The following is a 20,005-nucleotide window of genomic DNA, read 5'->3' on the forward strand; positions in this document are numbered from 1 at the left end:
ACCTCGGCACAAAAGGTCGGCACAAAATGGGTAAAAAGCTGAAGCACACATCGTCGAGACTGAAGGGGTTGAGCCGTAGCGGTTCGGCTGGTCTGTGGGAGGCGCGAAAGGCCATCCCCGAGGCGCTGCGACCGGTCTTCGGAAAGCGCGAGTTCAAAGCCGCGCTCAACACCAAAGACGAAAACGAGGCCATTCGCCTCGGCGCACCGCTGCTGGCTGACTGGTCAGATCAGATTGATGCGGCGAAGGGTAGGGTGGCGCTGGCGGCAAAGCCCCTCCCACGTCAGGCTATCGACCGCGACAGGGCCTATCTGGCTATTCAGCGCTGGAAGTCCCAGCAAATAAAGGACGCCCTTAACCTCGCCTTCAACGGCGCGCTTGAACCGGCGCCAGTCGGCTTCAGCGACGAGATGCGAGCGCACGTTCATTTGGTAGGTAGTCTTCGCGAAGGCGATTGGAGCGCTGTCGCCGACTTCGACCACAAGCTTGCTGCGGCGCTGAACGAGCAGCGGGTCATGTGCGACCCGAAGCACCCGGCAATACCGTCAATGCGGGATTGGTTCGCCGATGCGCTCGCGACGGTCGAACACCGCATCATGGAGTATCGGAAGGGAAACCTCTCGGATGCGCCGGAGCCTCCTGCTCCCATCATGGATGTGGCTTTCGAACCGCCGGGTGAACTGACTACCCCGCCCAGTTCGTCGAGCACGAAGATCATGGAGGTCTACGATCTGTGGGAAGCCTCTGGCGCCGCCAAGCTGGAACCGCGTCACAGAGGCTACGTCAAGCGGCTGGTGGAATACCTCGGTGACCCTGACATAGCCGACGTCACGGCCCTCCAGATGGACGCGATGAAGCTGGAGTTGGAGAAGTTTCCCCTAACCAAGCGGCTGTCTGACGACGAGATTCCGTTCACAGAACTGATCGCTCTGGCTCAACAGCAGGGCAGCTACCGCACCCTTCACATCAAGACGGTGTGGAACTGGATCACCACCTATAAGCGCCTGTTTGAGTTCGCTTTAGATCGAGACCTCATTCGTAAGAATCCAGCCGCGAAGACCATGCGGAAACCCTCCGCTGAAGAGAGCGAGGAACGCGACCCCTACGATGACGACGATTTGGCCGCGATCTTCTCGGCTCCAATGTTCAATGGGTTCGCGGGTAGCGGGAGTAGGGGCTACCGCGACCGGCCCGGCTCGAACGTGGTGCGCGACCACAAATATTGGCTCCCCATCCTCGGCTTGTGGACGGGCGCTCGTGTCGAGGAACTCGCAACGCTGGAAACGAGTGAGATCAAGATCGAAGGCGGGGTCCACTACATCGATCTTACGGAGCGGCCTCTGAAAGGCCCGAGGCGGGTCAAGAACCGTTCCGCCCGCCGGATCATCCCGATCCATGACCGGCTAGTTCAGCTAGGCTTCCTGAAGCATGTCGCTGCGTTGCCGCCCGGTCCCTTGTTTCCGAAGCTGAACAGGAACGGAAAAAAGGCTTCTGCCAGCTTCGGCCCGTGGTGGGGGCGCTGGTGCCATGCCAATGCAAAGGTCGAGGGCGAAGGTCTCGATAACCCGGCCAAGGTTTTCCATTCCTTCCGGCACACTTGGAAACAGGCCGTGCGGGAGACAGACGTCAAAGATGAAATACACGACCTTATCTCCGGGCATTCCGGCGGAAATGCCGTGGGGCGTGCATACGGCCGAGGCGCGCGGATCAGTGTGCTGAAAGCCGCGATGGACAGGATCGACTTTCCGACGTTCCCTCTGTGATCGTTCAGGAGCCTGCAATGGCCAATGCGGTGCCTCGGCGCCCGAAGCCGACTTATGAGGAGTTCGTGTTCTGGGTTCGCCGTCCCTCGGCCACCTACACCTTCAGCCTCCAGCATGATCGGCGGATCGACGAGCCGTATGACGAGCACCAGTCGTTCAGCTTCCTCGTCGAGTGCCTGTCGCCGGATCGCTTCAAGGGCCGGGAGGCCGAGGCCCACTTCTTCGCGCGCGACAGTCTGACGGCTGGAAGCGAAGCCCGACGCCGGAGACCGACTGAACCGATTCTAGCGGTAGGCAGCATCCAAGCGACCAAGAGCCGGTTCGAACTCGGCGGCTTTCTGCCTCCCGAGGTCTGCTGGCGAGTCTGTGCGGCCATGGCTGCGGGGACGATCACGTCGATGGGCGTGAACGCGCTCTGGACCACGCGCGGGCACGCCTACCTGAACTCAATCTCGTTCAGAGGGCCGGAGTTCGATCCCATCGCCTATCTGGGCTGAAGTTTCACCAGTGAGCGGACCTAGCTGAAGCTCGTGATCCAGCCCGACCAGTTGGTCAGTCGGGTCTCGCGCGCAGCGCCGCCTCAAGATCGCGGACTAGTTCGACATTCCAGCGAAGTCCGCTGACGGTCCATAGCGCCCGGGCATTGAGAGCTTCTGCCTTCTTCGCCAGCGACCAATCCTGCCATTCGTCGATGTTCTCGATGCGGCGTCGCATGTATTCGTGAAATTGATCCAACCGCTGACGATCTGGCTGGAAGCGAGGGGACTTCAGTCCCGTCCTCCTTTCTTTCCGCAACTGTCGGTGCCGTTCATCCCAATGCCGGTTGAGCGCGAAGTGGTCCGCCACATCGAGGTCCATCCCGGCCGACACACGTATATCCTGTAGCCCAGCCCCTCGAAGACGGTGCCGTAGAGCGTGGTGGGTGCGCCATCCGAACGCCTGAAAATCCACGCTGATCAGAACGGTATCCTCGTCGGAACGCGCGAGTGCATCTGCCAGCACCTCGTCCAATTCCTCGGTCCATTCGAGACTTGTGGAAAATTGCAGGGCGCATTCGGCCAGCGGTTTCAGCCCAATGCGAGTTGCGACTGCCGAAACTAGATGCCGCTGGCGTTTGATGGTGAAGCTCGCCGTTGCCGCTTCGTCGATTGGGGTGGGGAGCGCCAGCCGACCGGGGGCTGGAAGCGTCCAGTAAATGCCAATGAAGTCGTCGGCGATCACATCCGGGCCAACGGCCTCGATGTCGGAAGCAGAGGAAATATAAAAGGTTTCTCGGCGTCTCATGTTGGAGCGACCAGCGAACTTCTCGTGGCAAATTGAAGCTTCCAGTCACAGCCGGAGCTTCTCATTGTCCAACCTGACGGTCCGCCCTGAACAAACCGTGCAAGCCATTCTCGCGGTCGCCTCCAACGACGATCTGCCGACCATCACGCCGCCGCCTTCCGCGCCCTCCGCGCGTCTCCTGAAGGGCGAATGCATCGCCACGATGGAAGGGTTTGCTGCTGGCTCGGTCGATCTGATCGTGACGTCGCCGCCCTATCTGAACATCGGCATGGCTTATGGCGACGCCTTCGCCAGCATCGAGGACTACATCGAGTTCTCGCGCCGATGGATCACGGCTGCGGCTCGCGTGCTGAAGCCGGGTGGCGCCATCTGGATCAACGTCGGCATGCACAAGGCGGGACCGAACAGCCGCGTGCCGCTGACCTACTATCTCTTCCCCCTGATCGCTGGAACCGGCCTGACCTTTGTTCAGGAGGTCGTCTGGGATCGTCGCGCGCAACAGAACACCACCCAGCGCTTCGCCACGCGCTCGGAGCGCTGGCTCTATCTGGTCAAGCCCGGCGTGCTGAAAGGCGGTCGCGGTCGTCCGAAGAAGATCGAACCGACCTTCAACCTCGATGAAGTTCGTCGTCTCTCCACGTCGGCGGACAAGCGAAACAACCCGGCGGGAGCCAATCCCGCCGACATCTGGGATTTCACGCAGGTCCACGGCACGTCGAAGGAGCGCACCGCGCATCCCTGCCCGTTCCCGCAGGCCATGATCGAGCGCATCGTGCTGGCGTGCTCGAACCCCGGTGATGTGGTGCTGGACCCTTTCGCTGGCTCGGGAACGACTGGTGCGGCGGCGATGGCCCACGGCCGCTCCTCGGTGATGATCGAGCGCGAGGCGACCTACTGGCCGATCATCGAGAAGCGTCTCGGACTGCAAGACGATGCCGTTCGTCTGATGCTGGGCGAAACCCTCGCCCGCATGGGTGAAATCGCCGACCAGTCGGTGGACCTGATTGCGGCCGATCTTCCGTATGGCTGCACGCGAGCGCCTTGGGATGAGATCATTCCGATGGCTGCTCTGTGGGCCGAGTATCGTCGCATTCTGAAGCCGACCGGAACCATCGTTCTCACGTCGGCGGGGCTGTTCTCGGCCAAGCTGATGATGTCCGCCCCCGGCCTCTACAAATACTCCTTGGTTTGGGAGAAGACCCGCGCCACCCGCTTCGTCCATGCGAAGTCGCAGGTTCTGATGGAGCATGAGGACGTTCTGGTGTTCTCGAAGGGCGGGATCGGCAACCGCGCTTCCAGCCCCATGACCTACAATCCGCAGGGACTGGTCGAACTCGCTGAACCTCGCATGAGCCGCAACGGAGGCGTGGGGTCGAACCTCTACAAGACCCATCCCTACCGCTGCTCTTCCGAGCGTCGTCAGACGCACACCAACTATCCCCGCTCGGTCCTGCGCTTTCCTTCGGTCCAAAAGGGCGTTCATCCGACCCAAAAGCCTGTCGAACTGTTCGACTGGATCGTCCGCACCTACTCCAATCCCGGTGACGTCGTGCTCGACAACACGATGGGGAGCGGAACGACCGGCTGCGCGGCGGTGGCCGCTGGGCGCAAATTCATCGGTATCGAGCGCGATCCCGAGTTCTTCCAGATCGCCAAGAAGCGCATCGAATCGGTCGAGCCGGACTTGTTGCCGGATGCGGTCTCGGCGGCGACCCACGGTGTTGAAGATGTTGGGCTGACGTCGCCCGCGAATGACAACCTCGGGCGGAAAGTCCCCTCTGGCGACCTCACCGGGGCGATGGTCATCAATAGCGACTGCCTGACCGAGATGAAGAAGATGGCGGATGGCTCCGTGGACATCATCGTGACCAGCCCGCCCTATAATCTTGGCGAGGGGCAGGGAGGCTTCCCGACGCAGAATGGTAAGTGGAAGTCCGCGAAGCTGCGCGAAGGCTACGACGGTCACGGCGATGCCATGCCCCACGAGGATTACGTCGCGTGGCAGAGGGCTTTCCTGCTGGAATGCTGGCGCCTGATCCCCGAGGACGGTGCTATTTTCTACCAGCACAAGAACCGGGTTCAGCACGGCGTGCTGCGGACGCCGCACGACCTCAATCCCGGCTTGCCGGTGCGCCAGATCATCGTCTGGGATCGCGGCTCCGGCATGAACTTCAACCGCAGCTTCGCGACGCCTTCGCACGAGGTGATCTATGTGTTCGCCAAGCCGAAGTTCCGGTTCCGCAAGGGCCACGGTCTGAAGGATGTCCTCAAGGTGTTGCCGGATTGCGGCAATCCGCATCCGGCGCCGTTCCCGGTCGAACTGCCGCGCATGATCATCGGGGCTACGGACGCCAAGACCGTCTGTGATCCGTTCTGCGGCTCGGGTTCGACGGGCGTGGCCGCCCTGATGGAACGCCGGAAGTTCATCGGTATCGAGCAGTCGCCTGTCTACTGCCAGATGGCCGAGGAGCGCCTCTTGGGTGCCTGCTCTGGAGAAAGCGACGGCTTGGTCGGAGCCAATGCGAATGATAACTCGCTCGCCGAAAAAAACGCGATGGCTGTCAGATCGGCCTATTAAGTCGCGCCACTAGAGCTGGGTGTGCTGACGATAGAAGGATGTTCAGTCGCGCGGTCTGCGCTTGGCAACGTGCGAGAAGCACCTCCTTCCGCTCTTCCAGCCACTCTTTCGGTCGCTCGCCGCGCTGCCAGCCGACCAGATCGTCTAACCCGAAGAGAAGATCATCCTCGTTCATCGCCGCGCCTCCTCGGGAAGCCAGAGCACCGACCAGCCGACCCTTGCGGCCAGCATCAGCCGACCTTCGCGAATTAGGGTTTGGAAGAGGCCGATTAGCGCGTCGGCGGATGGTCCTCGATCAGACCGAATACACAGGTAGTTCTCGGCGCGACCGAGCCATGCGCTGCTGAAATGCCGTTGGGAGTCGGTCAGTCCACGAGCGAGGAAGTGGTGGTAGATGTCCATACCGGAGGGTCTCCTTTCCGGTATTTATCTAAGCCTCGGAGGCGGAATGATCGCAGGCTCGAACATCAGTTCAGCGACCGTCGAAGTGGCGGGGCGGAACTGGCTTACGGCTCAACTCCTGATGCGCGGTTTCGAAGTGGCGACCCCCGTCGTGGACCGAGGGGTCGATCTCATTGTCTTCAAGGAAGTCGGTGAGCAGGGCATCCGGGCGCTCCCTCTTCAGTTGAAGTGCGCCTCGGGTGAAAGCTTCAGTCTGGACCGAAAATACGAGGGACGAGGCATTCCGTTGGCCTACATCTGGAATGTCACGAGCGCGCCAGTCCTATTCCTGATGACCTATGAGGAAGCTTTGGTGGTCCTCGGCGCCAAGGCGATGGCTACGAACTCATGGGCGGCCGGAGGCAAATACGCCGTGACCCGCGTTGGTGCGGACCTGCGACAGCGACTTCAGCCCTTCCAAGGCCGCTGGGACTGGCTCTCAGAACGACTGGCGGCCCAGCCTGAGTCGGGCATCTCATGACGAAGGCGGATCAGATCAGAGCGCTTGCCGCTGAGGGATTCACGACCTCACAGATCGCTGATCAGGTCGGCGTGCGCTACCAACACGCCTACAACGTCCTGAAGCGCTGTGACCTGTTGGGCAGCGCTCTCCGAGCGCCGAACCCGGTGCCGCGAGTTCGCAAAGCTCCTCCGAGAAAACCGCCGCTTACGGTAGCTCTCCTTGAGGAGGGCGGCTTTAGCCGGGTGGGTGCATGGACGGTGACCGAGGCATCGCTCGTTCAGGGCGCAGACTTCCCGAAAGAGCGTGGCGTCTACGCCTTTGTGAAGGACGGCGCCGCGCTATACGTCGGTTTGGCGACCAAGGGGGTGTTTCAGCGCTTTCGATCCTATTGCCGCCCCGGCAAGTCCCAGAGGACTAGCAAGCGTTTGAACGCCGCTCTTATTGAAGCGCTCGGCGTCGGCGACGTGATCGAAGTCTACACGGCTCATCCGCCCGACCTGACGTGGAACGGCATGCCAGTGAGCGGGGATGCTGGTCTCGAACTCGGCTTGATCGAAAGCTTCGATTTGCCGTGGAACATTCGGGGGGCGGGCCGCTAGACGCCGAAGTCTTCCAAGAACTCTGACGCCGGGTTTACGCCCGTCACCAGCAGGTGGTCGCGGGCGCGGGTGCAGGCGACATAGAGGAGGTGCCGCTCAGTATCGTAGACCTCTTGCAGGTCGGACTCGTCGGCGACCCGTTCGATGCGATCCTGATCTGGAATCACTTCGTCGTCGCAAGCCATGACCACCACAGCGCGGAACTCCAGCCCCTTCGCCAGATGCATGGTGCTAACGGCCAGCTTGTTCGGCTCGGCTTCCACCTTGTCGCTCAGTTCGACGGCCGCCGCGCCGCTCAGCTTGGCGGCGGCGCGTGCACGCTTCATCTCGGCATCGGATCGGACGAACAGCCCGATCTCGTGCGGCAGACAGCCTTCTGCGATCCGTGCGGCGATCCATGCGCCGACAGCGGTCTGTTCGTCGCCGGTGTCGTCGAACGTCTGCACGATGGGTTCGGCGCCATCGAACACGGAGACGGTCCCGCGTCGGCTCTCGGTCACGCCATCGACATCGGTGACGGTGATGGGCAGCAGACGGTCAGCATGCGACCTGATCTGGTGCGAAGTGCGGTAGTTGATCCGCAGGGTCGATGACCGCCCTCGAACGTCCAGACCGAGAGACTTCCATGAGAACGGCTGCTGGAAGATGCGCTGGCCAATGTCTCCCGCGAAGAACAGAGCCTCGGGCCGGTTCTTCGAGAGAGCGCTGAGGAAACGAGCTTCGGCCACGCTGATGTCCTGCGCCTCGTCCACCACGACGAAATCGAAGGGCGCCGCAGCCCCGCTGCCGTAGTGGTCCGCCAGTCGGCCAAAGATGTCCGCCCATGTGACCAACTTGCGGTCACGTAGGCCCGCGCGGACCTGTTCGAATACCGCCCAAAGGGTCTCGCGCTGCTTGCCGCCGATCCGGGTCTTGCGACCGAGGCGGGATACGTCGCGGTAGTCCTCCCACGAGGTCAGTCGCCATGCATCGACGACATCGGTCCACTCGCCGAGCAAGAAGTGCGGGGTAAAGCGCGGCTCGGCGATTTCCTCGGCCGCCTTGGTAATTAGCGACTGGATCACGCTGGTCGAAGCCAAGGTCGGCTGGCCGAATAGCTGGGCGTAGAGATCGTAGCCGACGCCCGTCAGAGCCTGCACATGGATGCGCGAAGCGATCTCTGGCTGATTGCCTGTCAGGTGCGCCAACTTGCCCTCCAGCGCATTTGCCAGAGCCTTGGAGAAGGTGGTCAGCAGGGTGCGAGATGTCGGGTTCGCTCGGGCCAGATGGACAGCCCTGTGCAGCGCCACGATAGTCTTGCCGGTGCCTGCCGACCCCGTGACGCGCGCCGGGCCGGAATAGGTGCGCTCGACTGTTTCTCGCTGCGCTGGGTGCAGGAACACCGCCCACTTCTCCCACGGAGAGTCGAGCGCGCGCTCCAGTTCCTCGACGTTGGTGAGAATACGGAAGCGACGCTGGGCGTCCGGGTGTTCGAAGGGATCGACATCGGGAGCCACGGGTTCGGGCGGCGCGGGTTGTTCGCCAACCGCCAGCTTCAACAGAGCTTCCTGCGCTTCCTGCGGCAGATGTTCGAGCAGATCGAACAGAGTCGCCTCGGTCGCTCGGCGCACGTCATCGACCCACTCCTCGGGCACCCCGAAGGCCATCAGTTCGAACTTGCGGAGGTTGTCGAACAGCAGCGGCAAGGGCTTGCCGGTAGGCATCACTACCGGTGCCGGAGCCGCCGGTTGAGCGGGCGGCGAGGGCAGTTCCTCGACACGTTCCCGCACCTCCACCAACTGCATGGCGCCGGTCGTCGGGTGCCGCTCGATCTTGCGGCGCTCGGCCCATCGATAGGCGTTGTCGTGGTGATCGACGTAGGCCAGCAGGATGCTGCCGGGCGTGCGGTGGACGATCACCCGGATGTCGGCGTTCACCCGCACGGACCAGAAGTTGGAATCCTTCGCCCGATCCAACTTGTGGAACGACAGGCCCGGCGACGAAGGGTTCATCTGGAGATCGAAGGCGGTTGTCTTCACGGCCTTCTGCTCCTGCCCGGTCAACCGCGCGAGGCTCTCGGTGAAGGTGTCGGCAATGCGGAAATCCATCAGCGCACTCGATTGCGAATGACGAAGCGGTCGAAGGCGATGGCGGGCACATGGGCGCGCAGAGCCTCACCTAGCTTCGAAAGGTCTGGATCGGAGATCGCGCCCGGTCGGAGCACCGTCACATGAGGTTGGTAGTGCCGTGCGCCAAAGGCGCTGTTCCGGCGGTCGCTGCGCTGACGTGCTCCAAGCGCGCGGACGCTTTCGAGACCGTAGAAGCGACGGCGCAGGGCTTCCAGTGGTTTGGCGGCTCCTTCCGCCCGGCGAATTCGAAGCCCGATAGAGCAGCGGCGCGGATCAATGTCGTCGCGCGGGTTCTCCCCGCCCGGCGCCATAGTCATCATACGAAGTTCGCTGCCCGGCACTGAAAACTGGATGGTCTCCGTGGCGTCAGCGACGCCCATCGGGCGGCGAGCATGATAGACCGTGACGTGCATGTCCCGGCAGACCAAGGCGGGAGGGATACCGCAGCGCTTGGTAAAGAAGTCTCGCAGCAGCGTCTCGCTGGAGGCGTCGAGGAACGCCATCGCAAAAAGGCTGTGCTGGGTCGGCTTCTTGAGGGTCGATGTCGTCATGGTCAGCCGACGAAGACCCGCTCGCGATGATAGGCGAGATAGTCGGCGAGCCGTCCCCCCGGCCTACGCCGCAGCCCCTCGCCGATGCCCCAGACGACCTTGGCTTCCGTGCTGATTGATTCCGCGACAATCATGCGACCGTCCTCTTCGAACGAGATCAGGCCCCGGTCGAACAGAGCGTCCAGATGTGCGGCGAGCATCAGGCCATTCTCGCTGTCCAAGCGCTGGTCGTTGTTCGAGGCCGCCCACGGGCGGATGTGAGAGGCGCGCAGGAGTTCTGGGATGGTGCAGCCGGTCACGGCGCACCCGTGGTTCCACGCCGCCATCACCTCTGCCCGATAGGCCCCTTGACCGATCCGCGCCTGCACAAGCGCCGCCCGGACAGTGGTCGGAGCGGATGACGCTTGCTCGACGTCATGGGTGATCTCGGTGGCGGAGCCTGCCCAAGCACGAAGCCGTTCAATCGTGGCCTGACCCGCCGAGGCAGGGACACGGGCCAGAACCTGATGGAAGGTAGCCCGATCCACCGGCTGGTAAGACCCATACATCGCCACCAGCCGTTTTTTACCGGTCAGCGAGATCGGATCGAGTGCGACCGGTTCGAATAGAGGCAGGTAGAGATCGGCCGGGCACGTCCAGTTTGGCAACCAATGGAAGTCCGCGCGCCATTTCCGAACAAAGGCGCGGCGGTCGTTGTCATAGGCGTCCCGAACGGATTTCAGTGACCATGCCTCCTCGGCCATCGCGTCGGAATTTAAACCGAGGCGCTGCGCCAACTTCACCCGCGCGGGACGATCTGCTTCCGTCATCAAGGGTGTGCAGCCCGCCGCGATCCCGACCAAGAACTGGCTGCCCTTGTGTGATGCGATCAACATCATCGCGATCAGGCCCGCCTGAGCCTCAAGGTCTTGATTGCCTAGCCCCTCGCTATGGAAGACCTTGAAGCGGTCAGCGCCATCCGCGTAGGCCAGTTGAGGTGCGTTGTTCCACTCCTCATGGCCATAGCCGTTCTCCTTCGGAAAGCCGCTGCTGAAGCGACCGCCGGAAGGGCGGCGATAGCCCTCGCTGTTCCACACCACGGGCTTGAAGAAGTAGGGCATCAGGCCACCGCCGCTGTCTTGGCTTTGATCCAGCTATCGGACTCGTGATGCCGGGTGCCCAGCAGGTAGACGCCGCTGTGCACATCGGTCATCGACCATCCAGTGCAGCCTGCCAGCAGCGACTGGAGCAGCCCATTGTTGGTGTAGAGCACCCCCGGTTCGAAGGACTTGCCGTCGATGTCCGCCGTATCGGGCGGAGTTGGCAGCAAGCCCGCCTGATGCAGAAGGGAAAGACCCGTGAAGATCGGGCCTCCCGGCGGCAGAACCGGCTTCGGCTCCATTTGCGTGGCCGCCAGCGCAGGGTTGGCGAACAGAGCCGTCATGAACATCGCCGTCGCGTTCCAACTGCCGATGTAGGGCGGGCGGTCGGTCGGGTGGACGATGGGTGTGAGCCAGCGTTGCTGCGCTCGATCCATGCGATCCAGCGTGTCGGGAAGTGTCGATGGCAGCATGACCCGCTGGAACAGCGCGTGGCCGCCCCTCAGCGAGTTGATGATCGGCTCTGGGCCGCGCTCAAGGCAGAAGCTTCCGGCGGTCTTCAGGTCGTCGTCGTTGATGTGTTCCAAGGCGCCAATAGCGGCCTCAGTGAACGTCAGATCGACCTTCGCGAGGTGGCCCCAGCACAGGCCGAGCGCGAAGCAGACGTGCCACGGATTGGCGTCAGGGAAAGCGGCGAGGTGCTCCTGAATCTCCTCGCTGGCGCCTTGGTTCAGGGTCTGGCCGTAGAACTTCAAAAGCTCCAGCGTCTTCCCACGAACCGGCCCGCCTTTGACGCCGCCACCTTTCTCGCAGAGTTCGTTGAACTGCCGTTGGAGGTCGTTCACGGGCTTGGAGATCAGGGCCTTCATCAGCGCGCCTCGAACACTTTCATCACCTCGTCGCCAAGGTGGTTGATGACCTTCACGGCGATCCGGCCGGAGGTGGGCTTGGGGAAGGGGCGGCTGACGTCGCTGTTCAGGGTGGCCCACGCCTCCTCGTCGATCTCGGCTTTCAGGGTGGTCTTCAGCGCCTTGTAGGGGTCGTTGGCACCGAGGAAGTAGGCGTGGCGAACGAAGAAGCTCTCTTCGTTGTAGTCGGTGTCCAGCATCCACAGGGCGATGCCGTCCGTGTCCTCGGAAACCACCTCGCCCGTCTGAGGCTTGAAGACATCGACGCCAGAGACCTTCACGCGGATCAGTTCGGCGCCATCCGCGTCCTTGCCCGCATCTTCGATCTTGATGTCGGGTTCGCCGAAGATGACGAACAGATTGCCCGCGCCGGTCGCGGCCAGATCGCCCGCCATGTGCAGGTCCGGGTTCATGCGCGCACGCAGGACCGGCACGCGTCCAAGCTTGGAGAACTCGGCGGAATGGGCGTCGTAGTTGAAGGCGCAGGCGACCAGAACATCGAACCCTGCGTCTCCTGCTTCGCGAGCCGCTTGAACAAGATCAGGTCGTGACACAGTGCCAAATTCAGGGCCGATGAAGATGCCTGCACGCTTCTCGACATCGCCTTCCAGATAACGGCCCTCGGCGCAGATCAGGTCGCCGGGCCAGCCAATCAGGCTGGTGAAGGTGATCCGGTCTTCCTTGTGTGCCTGCTGAACACCCGCGACTCGCAGGTTCTTCAGGATCATGCTGGCAAAATCGTCGGCGTCTTCGAACTCCAGCCCTTCGTCAGCGACGTCTGCACCCGAGAGGTTGAGGAGTTCGTCATCCGGTCCCACGGCCAACGTGATATGGGGCGACAGGCTTTCGACTGTGAATGGACCGGCTACACGGACCTTGGAGTTGTCGGTGTAGGGCTTGTCGTAGAGGTATTCGAACTCCGCTTTGGCGGCGATAGAGGCGTCGATCTCGCTCTGGCGGGCGATCCTCGCCTCCCAAAAGCTCGTCAGAGCCTCTTTAGCCGAGGTGGGCCAACCAGCGGGCGCATCGCGCGGGATTTCCCACTCCATGAAGCCATTCGCGGGAGCCGTCTCGCCGGATGGAAGCACCACCTCGCCACTGGAGGTGAAGTCGATCTGTGTTCCTAAGCGCGCACCCGTTTCGACTTTGAACGGCGTCGTATGACCTTCGAGCGCACTGTTCAAGGTCGCGACGGCCGCCTCGACGGATGGCTGCATCTGCTCCCAGATCGCGTCGATCTCGGTGTTAGTTGCGATGTCCCGCAGAGTAATATGAGGCACGCGTTCATAGACGAAACCCTGCCGGATAGAGCCGTAGGTGGCCGCCGTCTTGGGCGGGCTGCGCGTGATCTCAGCTTCTTTCCGCTGACCGTCTACGCTGTCAGCGAGCACATAATAGGGATAGCGTGCACCCATCAGCCGTGACCGAGCGAGGGCAACCGCTACACGCGAAGTGTCGATGGTGATCCAGCGCCGCCCCCATTGCTCCGCCACATATGCCGTCGTTCCTGAACCACAGGTTGGATCGAGCACGAGGTCGCCGGGGTCGGTAGCCATTAGGATGCAGCGTTCGACCACCTTGGAACTGGTTTGAACGACGTAGACCCGAGGATCAGCGAAGCCTGACACGCCCGTATCTGACCAAACATCAGTGATCGGAAATACGGGAAAGTCGTCCAATTTCCGCACATATCGCGGTGTGCTTCCCAAGAGCATCACACGATCTGCCGCTTTGACTCGGAACATTCCTTCAGTCGTCGTCTTCCAGCGCTGGTTTGCCTGCTTAAGCACAATCCGGCGACCATATAGGCTCAGCGGATAGTTGGTCGTCGTCGCGAATCCGGTGGAGGTAATGTTGTCGTGGGATATGACTTTCCAGTTGTCTGGAACCTCCTCGGATGACCGAAGCGACCGCCTAACCGTCCCGTCCTCGCTTTCAATCCAGCCGAACTGGGTGGCTCCTTCCGATCCTGCCTGTTTGAGATTGAAAACTCGCCTGAACTTGGCGGACTCTCGGTCTTTGGCGTAGAAAAGGATATGATCCTTAGATGTTGCAAGAAAATCCGATGCAAGACCGGCCGTTTTTTTGAAGTCTATCTGGCTTATATAGTTTTCTTCACCGAACACTTCATCCATTACCGCCCGAACACGGTGCACGTTTTCATCGCCAATCTGGACGAATATCGAGCCAGTATCGGCCAGCAGATCACGCGCTACGAGGAGGCGATCTCGCAGGTAGGTGAGGTAGGAGTGAATGCCGTCTCGCCATGTGTCGCGGAATGCGCGGACCTGTTCTGGCTCTCGGGTCACATGATCCTTGGCACCGTCTTTCACATCACGCGAGGAAGTGGACCACTGGAAGTTCGAATTAAATTTGATGCCGTAGGGTGGGTCGAAGTAGATGCACTGGACCTGACCGCGAAGCCCCTCACGTTCGGCCAGCGATGCCATCACTGACAAGCTGTCCCCCGAGATCATTCTGTTCGACCAGTGTAGGTCGTGTTGGTAGAACTCGGTCACCGCCTCCTTGTCGGGCAGGCCGTTGAAGTCGGCGAATAGGTCGGGAATGGAGTCGTCATCCTCGGCCTTCCGGGCCTTGGTCTGCCGCTTCAGATCATCGATCAGCGCCTTCGGGTGCAGCTTCTCCTGCACATACAGCGGTGGCGCCTGAACGATCAGGTCGGACCAGTCCTGCTCGTCTTTGCCGCGCCAGACCAGTTGCGGATCGAGGTCGCGGTTGCGGCGCTCGTAGGCCACCTGAACCGGCGACTTGTCCTCCTCGCGCATCAGCGACTCGAACTCGGCGGTCGGGATGTTGATCCGCTTGGCGTCGTGCTTCAGCGCCTCGACGGAGATCGGCTTCTTCGCCATGTCAGGACTTCTTACGCTTGGTGGTCATCGGGGGCAGGACGTCGTTGCCGATCTCGTCCTGAAGCTGCGTCGCGAGATGGTTCAGAGCGTCGCGAAACTCGGGCGGAAGCAGGGCCAGAAAGGCGCGGCTTTCCTCCACCTCATGCGCCGCTGATCCGCGCGCGCCGCGCGCCATCAACAGGGAGTCGATTATGCGGGCTGCGGGAAGGCCGGGGAGGACTGAACTCGCGACGAGCGGCTCGATCCGCGCGACCACGCCGTCAAACTCGCCATCGTCCAGCGCCTCGTAGAAGGCTTCGAACTGACGGCGGCGGCTCCAGTGAGCCGGGACGCCCATGCCTTTGGCAGCGAAGCGGTCGAACAAGGTCCAGCGCTCTGGTTTCAGGAACCAGATGAACTTGCTGATGCCGGAAACCTGTAGCTTGTCGGTCCAACCCGCGCTCTGGGCCGCCTCCGCTGTCTCAATGCACAAGGCGGCGCGTTCCCGAAGGCTTGCGGGCCAAGCGGCTGCGGCTTCTCGCACCAGACCGATCATGCCGCTGGCGGATACATCCTCGCCTTCCTGCTGTTCTTCCGGCTGGAGCAAACCGCGATTGACGTTGTAGCGAACCGCCACACGCCGCAGCAGCGGTTCGGTGAAGCCTCCCTCGGCCACGACTGCGCCGAGGAATGGACCGTCTACAGCGAGCCACCAACGCGCATAGGCGAGCGTCGCCCAATAGACCTGATTGTCCGCCCACGCCCCGCTCATGCCAGTTCCTTCACCGGCGCGGTGGCCCGGAACGACTGGATCAGCTTCTTGAACTCATCTTCCATTTCGAAGACGGCCGTGAACTCGGCGAAGGCCCAGCGACCGAACTTGCCGAGGTTGTTCACGCCCGGCACCCAGTAGGCGTTCATGGTGTTCGCTTTGGCCACCGCGTCTTCCTTGCGATAGCCCTTGGTCTCGACGATCAGGTTCAACGGATCGGGGCGGCCGTCGTCGATCTGGACAATGAAGTCAGGGCGATACTTCTTCGGCTCGCTGCCCATCAGGTAGGGCACTTCGAGGCCGAGGTTGTGGTTCTTCACATAGGCCCGGACGTGATCGGTCGTCTCCGCGATCCGGCAGAACTCCGCCTCCCAGTCGCTGTCGCACACGACCCAGTTGATGTGGCAGTAGCGGGGGTCCGTCTTCCAGCGGTCGGCCTTGGACGTGTTGAAGTTCACATAGGCCGTGGAGCCGGTCGGATTGTAGGCGTCGAGGATCGCTTTCACCGGCCGCTCGCCCGCCAAGCTCTCGACGATGGCAGCCTTGATCCGCTCGGCCGCCATGTCGGCGATCTCCTGATAGGCCAATTGTGCGGGGAAGGTGCCGCCCGAGCAGCGCAGATAACCGCCATCCAGCCACTGCTTGGTGATCCGCTTCAACTGGCCGAACAACGCCAGCTTCGGCTCTTCGCCGGGATCGCGGAACTTGGTGTAGAGCAGGTGTTTGGCGAGGTGGAACAGGAGGCTGGAGGACCGCATGTCCTCCAGATGGTCGAGCGTCAGTTCGGCGCCTTCGCCGATAATGCCTTGGTTGCTGGTCTTCGAGGGGCCAACCAGATCGGGCGTCAGATCGAGATAGGAGTTGGGGCCGAAGTTCGCCTCCAGTCGCGTATCAGGCAGTTCGACGCGGTAGCCCTCGACGCGCGGGAAGACGATCTCCAGTTTGTCGCGCTCGGGCCGCACCGCATGGACGCGCACAGTTTCGCGCGGCTTGGCGGGCGGGGCGATGACCGGCTTGGCGGCGAAGTCGAAGGGTATGCCGAGGATGTCGGCGTATTCGACGTTGAACAGCCCTTCCTCGTTCAGTTCGTAGGACTGGCGGCGCAGACCCCGGCCGACGACCTGTTCGCAAAGTAGCTGGGTGCCGAAGGCGCGGACGCCGAGGATGTGGGTGACGGTGTTGGCGTCCCAGCCCTCGGTCAACATCGACACCGAGACGACGCAACGCACCTGCTCGCCCAGACGCCCCTTCTTGCCGACCGTGTTCATGACCTCGCGCAGCAAGGTGGCGTCGTCGATGTTCTCGGCCGCCCGAATATCGCCGGTGCGCTGAACCTCGGCCTGACGGAACTGCTCGATCTCTTCCGCAGCCATGGCGCGGAAGTCCTTATCGAGCGCTTCACCCGACTCCAACTGCTCGCTGTCGATCAGGATGGTGTTCGGGCGGGCGAACCGGTTGCCGTAGTCGTCGTAATTTCGGAACAGTTCGAGGCGGCCGTTGTGCAGCGTCTGCGAGCCGTCGTCGCCTTCACGGAAGAAGCCCGAGATGTATTTGTAGACCAGTTCGGAGGTGGCAGTGTTGTTGCACACCACGATGAACACCGGTGGCACGCCGATGCCTTCGGCCTCCCAAAGCTCGAACGTCTTCTTGTAGTGGCCGTAGAGAGCGTCCAGCGCCGACAGAAGCTCGGATGGCAGGCTGAGCGGGTCGAGCACCTTCCCAGCGCCACGCCCCTTCTTCGGCATCTCCTTGCCGATGTGCTCCCACAGGTTTCGGAACTTCGGCGTGTCGCCGCCGGGCACATTATCGGCGATGGGCACACGCGGCAGCTTCACGATTCCGCATTCGATGGCGTCCATCAGCGAGAAGTCGCTCATGGTCCACGGGAAGAGCGTGCCTTCGATGTAGCCGGAGCCGCGCAGGAAGAAGGGTGTGGCCGACAGGTCGTAAACCATCGACAGACCCAGCTTCTTCTTCACCGTCTCCAGCCCGGTGATCCACATCCGGGCGGCCTCGTTGTCGGCCTTGGCGGCCTCCTTGTCGTCGCCGGTGAGGTCCGCCTCGGTGTCGCCCTGCGCGTCCTGAACGCGCGCGCGGTAGCAGTGGTGGGCCTCGTCATTCAGAATCACGATGTTCTTCATGCCCATGAGATCGGGCATGACCCGCTGGAGCATCTGGCCCTCGGTTTCGAGGGTCTCCAGCTTTTCCTTACGCCAACCTTCCAGAGCCGTGCGCGTGCCCGCCGCCACCTTGGCGCGCTCTCGTAGCTTGAAGGCGTGATAGTTGGTGATGACGATCTTGGCGCGATCTATGTCCGCCAGCATGTCGGGTGGGACGATCTCGCGGGTCCGGTAGTAGCTCTCCTGATCGTTGGGGAGCAGCACCCGCAAGCGGTCGCGGATGGTGATCCCGGGGGCAACGATGAGGAAGCCGCGCGAGAACATCTTGCTGTTCGGATGGCGGACGGCGTTGACGGTATGCCATGCGATCAACATCGACATGACGGTCGTCTTGCCAGCGCCTGTGGCGAGCTTCAGCGCCATGCGGATCAACGCCGGATTGGCCTGAGCGTTGGCGCCCTTGATGTGATCCCAGAATTTGGAGCCGCGCGCACCGAGTTTCGGGGCGACTTCCGTCAGCCAGATCACCGTCTCGACAGCTTCGACCTGACAGAAGAAGGGGCGGACGCCCTGAAACTTGTGGTGGCGCCAGTGCTTCAGGAGACGCTCGGTTTCGGGCGTGACCAGCCAGTCCTTCGGGTTCGCCAGATTGCGCCACGCATCGACGTGCTGCCGAACCTCATTGATGATCGGGGTCGGGTTGTATTCCTGATCGGCCGAGGAGAGGTCGTCGCCCGCGTCGAAGGCCATCTCGGTTTGGGCAGCCTTCTTTTTCCGTTTCTTCGGCTTCGGAACAGGCGTGATCAGGTCGGAATGGCGTCGCGCCTCCACGAGGTTGCCCGTGGGCTGGCCCTCGGCATCAAGCTCCCAGTGAAGTGTCGGCCGCTCGTATGGCGAATTGAGGATAGGGCGCTGAAAGAACTGGTCGGCCAATCTCGATTCCCCCGAAGCGACGACCATTCGGTCTTATCATTCGCAGGGGACGGTGTGCCACAAATCCCCTGCTTGTGTTGATACAGCTTCGCTACTTGCAGGGATGTGCGTCAATATCGGTCGCAACACTTCAGCCCCACTCCAGTTCGCCAGTGAACCGGCGATAGTTTTCCCAAAGGCCGCTTCCGACAGTCTCGTCGATATGGGGGACGCCGATCTGGTCGCATCTTGCCTCGACATCGGCGACCACAGTCAGCGGCACCGGCCCGTTTCGGTGACCATGGACGTCACGGAGTATCCATCCCGCACCCAAGGTCAGCGGCCGGAACTCTACGAGCCATTCGCCACGGAACTCGCCAACGGCCATGCGGCCCGCTGCGACGTCCGACAAGCGGTGAGAGAGGCAGTTCCGATACTTCCGACTGGCTTGGAGAAGGGCGGGCACGCTGGTCAGCGGAACAAGCTCGTTGTCCCCATCAGGGACGGGGTGGGGCGGCAAGCGGTCGGCGCGTCGAAGCAATCGGTCGAGGAGCCGGGCCAACGTCGAGGACGGCCGCATCTGCGCGATAGCTTGCGCTACCGCCTCGTCGGTCGCCTTGGAGTTCACCGACTGGATGAAGGCCACGGCAGCGTTAAACGTCAGAGCCTCGGAGGTGGTGTCGAGGCGCTCCAGCGTGTTGACGTGACGCCACCGGGTATCGAGCGCGGCCAGCACCTCCAGCTTGCGGGACGTGATACGGCCGCCCTGCCGCAGGGCGTCGGCGCCGCGAGGGTCCGCGCTGGCGGCGAGGTCGCGCAGAGCAAGGTAATCGCGCGCTCGCGGCAACGGCCGTTCGCCAATGCGCTCAAGCAAGCCCGGAAGGCCCACGGGCAGATCGCCGAAAGCATGCCGAAGGATGTCCATCGACCGACCATGGCGCAGCACCTCCCCAAGCGACGGCGGAAGGAGGTCGTCGCTGGTGCCAATAACCCCGGCCTTATCTTCGGCCACGGCCAAGGCGGCGAAGATTGCCTGTTTCCGCGCAGGAGCCGCCGTCAGCGTGCGAGCGATGACGCCGCCCGTTTCGTCATCGTGGCGGATCAAGGCTTCGGTAGCCCAGCCGAGCAGCCCCTCACGCATTCAGGCGCTCCCACGGGAAGTAGCCCTGCCCCTGCGGATGGGGTGCCACCTGAAAGGCGACCCAGCGCCATTTCCGCGCCTCGGCAGGCGTCACCTGATGATCGAAGACGATACGGTTCGGCTCGGACGTCAGGTCGGCGAGGATCGCCTTCGTAGCCACCGCTTCAGGGACGACAACCGGCACGGTGACTTTCCCGCCAGCTTCCGTGGGCGGATCGACGAAGAGCCACTCCGTCGTCGAGAGCCACTGGCGGGCACCGGCCACATCGTTGAGGTAGGCTTCAAGTTCGAGACCATCGATCTCACCTGCCTCGTCGAGAACGACGCGAACGGCGAGACATCGGAGCGGTTGTTCGACCGGCGCCAAGCGACCTCCATGTGCTGTGGAGGGTTCAGGCTCTCATGGAAGTCGAATCCGTCAACCAAATCGCCCCGAC

General features: G+C 62.3%; 16 protein-coding genes. 5 read left to right on the top strand and 11 right to left on the bottom strand.

The window, feature by feature from the left end; genetic code table 11:
* The first annotated feature begins 26 nt into the window (after positions 1-26).
* A complete protein-coding gene (locus tag IBJ06_RS05480; protein ID WP_292158024.1) occupies positions 27-1,763 on the top strand; it encodes a site-specific integrase in 1,737 nt (578 codons plus the stop codon).
* A 17-nt stretch (positions 1,764-1,780) separates the two neighbouring features.
* A complete protein-coding gene (locus IBJ06_RS05485; RefSeq protein ID WP_292158026.1) occupies positions 1,781-2,260 on the top strand; it encodes a hypothetical protein in 480 nt (159 codons plus the stop codon).
* Between the two features lie 55 nt (positions 2,261-2,315).
* On the opposite strand, the gene IBJ06_RS05490 is transcribed toward IBJ06_RS05485, so the two are convergent.
* Positions 2,316-3,047, bottom strand: coding sequence for a hypothetical protein (locus tag IBJ06_RS05490; RefSeq protein WP_292158027.1), 732 nt, complete (start codon positions 3,045-3,047; stop codon positions 2,316-2,318).
* A gap of 64 nt (positions 3,048-3,111) precedes the next feature.
* On the opposite strand from IBJ06_RS05490, the gene IBJ06_RS05495 reads away from it, so the two are divergent.
* Positions 3,112-5,625: a site-specific DNA-methyltransferase gene (locus IBJ06_RS05495; RefSeq protein WP_292158028.1), complete on the top strand. Its 2,514-nt coding sequence runs from the start codon at positions 3,112-3,114 to the stop codon at positions 5,623-5,625.
* 171 nt (positions 5,626-5,796) lie between these two features.
* On the opposite strand, the gene IBJ06_RS05500 is transcribed toward IBJ06_RS05495, so the two are convergent.
* Positions 5,797-6,027: a DUF6626 family protein gene (locus IBJ06_RS05500; protein WP_292158030.1), complete on the bottom strand. Its 231-nt coding sequence runs from the start codon at positions 6,025-6,027 to the stop codon at positions 5,797-5,799.
* Positions 6,028-6,073: 46 nt separating this feature from the next.
* Between IBJ06_RS05500 and IBJ06_RS05505 the strand changes: the two genes are divergently transcribed.
* Together IBJ06_RS05505 and IBJ06_RS05510 are read left to right on the top strand one after the other, a co-directional pair.
* On the top strand, positions 6,074-6,547 hold the full coding sequence (locus tag IBJ06_RS05505; protein WP_292158032.1) for a hypothetical protein: 474 nt from the start codon (positions 6,074-6,076) through the stop codon (positions 6,545-6,547).
* Positions 6,544-7,128 carry a hypothetical protein gene (locus tag IBJ06_RS05510; protein ID WP_292158034.1) on the top strand — a complete coding sequence of 195 codons (585 nt, stop codon included), beginning with the start codon at positions 6,544-6,546 and terminating at the stop codon, positions 7,126-7,128. The genes IBJ06_RS05505 and IBJ06_RS05510 overlap by 4 nt, the downstream gene beginning before the upstream one ends.
* Here IBJ06_RS05510 and IBJ06_RS05515 read toward each other — a convergent pair.
* From IBJ06_RS05515 to IBJ06_RS05555, 9 genes are all read right to left on the bottom strand, one after another.
* On the bottom strand, positions 7,125-9,215 hold the full coding sequence (locus tag IBJ06_RS05515; RefSeq protein WP_292158036.1) for a UvrD-helicase domain-containing protein: 2,091 nt from the start codon (positions 9,213-9,215) through the stop codon (positions 7,125-7,127). The genes IBJ06_RS05510 and IBJ06_RS05515 overlap by 4 nt on opposite strands.
* Complete coding sequence (locus IBJ06_RS05520; protein WP_292158037.1) at positions 9,215-9,787, bottom strand: hypothetical protein; 573 nt, start codon at positions 9,785-9,787, stop codon at positions 9,215-9,217. The genes IBJ06_RS05515 and IBJ06_RS05520 overlap by 1 nt, the downstream gene beginning before the upstream one ends.
* Before the next feature lie 2 nt (positions 9,788-9,789).
* Positions 9,790-10,887 carry an HNH endonuclease signature motif containing protein gene (locus IBJ06_RS05525; RefSeq protein WP_292158038.1) on the bottom strand — a complete coding sequence of 366 codons (1,098 nt, stop codon included), beginning with the start codon at positions 10,885-10,887 and terminating at the stop codon, positions 9,790-9,792.
* A complete protein-coding gene (locus IBJ06_RS05530) occupies positions 10,887-11,735 on the bottom strand; it encodes a hypothetical protein (protein WP_292158041.1) in 849 nt (282 codons plus the stop codon). Before IBJ06_RS05530 ends, IBJ06_RS05525 begins: the two co-directional genes overlap by 1 nt.
* Complete coding sequence (locus IBJ06_RS05535) at positions 11,735-14,644, bottom strand: site-specific DNA-methyltransferase (RefSeq protein ID WP_292158044.1); 2,910 nt, start codon at positions 14,642-14,644, stop codon at positions 11,735-11,737. The genes IBJ06_RS05530 and IBJ06_RS05535 overlap by 1 nt, the downstream gene beginning before the upstream one ends.
* Before the next feature lies 1 nt (position 14,645).
* A complete protein-coding gene (locus IBJ06_RS05540) occupies positions 14,646-15,395 on the bottom strand; it encodes a hypothetical protein (RefSeq protein WP_292158047.1) in 750 nt (249 codons plus the stop codon).
* Positions 15,392-18,475 carry a BPTD_3080 family restriction endonuclease gene (locus tag IBJ06_RS05545; protein WP_292158051.1) on the bottom strand — a complete coding sequence of 1,028 codons (3,084 nt, stop codon included), beginning with the start codon at positions 18,473-18,475 and terminating at the stop codon, positions 15,392-15,394. The genes IBJ06_RS05540 and IBJ06_RS05545 overlap by 4 nt, the downstream gene beginning before the upstream one ends.
* 103 nt (positions 18,476-18,578) lie before the next feature.
* Entirely contained in the window at positions 18,579-19,568 is a 990-nt protein-coding gene (locus tag IBJ06_RS05550; protein ID WP_292158054.1) for a hypothetical protein, read from the bottom strand.
* The gene (locus IBJ06_RS05555) at positions 19,561-19,935 is read right to left on the bottom strand and encodes a hypothetical protein (protein ID WP_292158056.1); all 375 of its coding nucleotides are present in this window, start codon (positions 19,933-19,935) and stop codon (positions 19,561-19,563) included. The genes IBJ06_RS05550 and IBJ06_RS05555 overlap by 8 nt, the downstream gene beginning before the upstream one ends.
* Positions 19,936-20,005 lie beyond the last annotated feature (70 nt).

Source organism: Brevundimonas sp. (assembly GCF_016742135.1).
Classification (GTDB): Bacteria; Pseudomonadota; Alphaproteobacteria; order Caulobacterales; family Caulobacteraceae; genus Brevundimonas.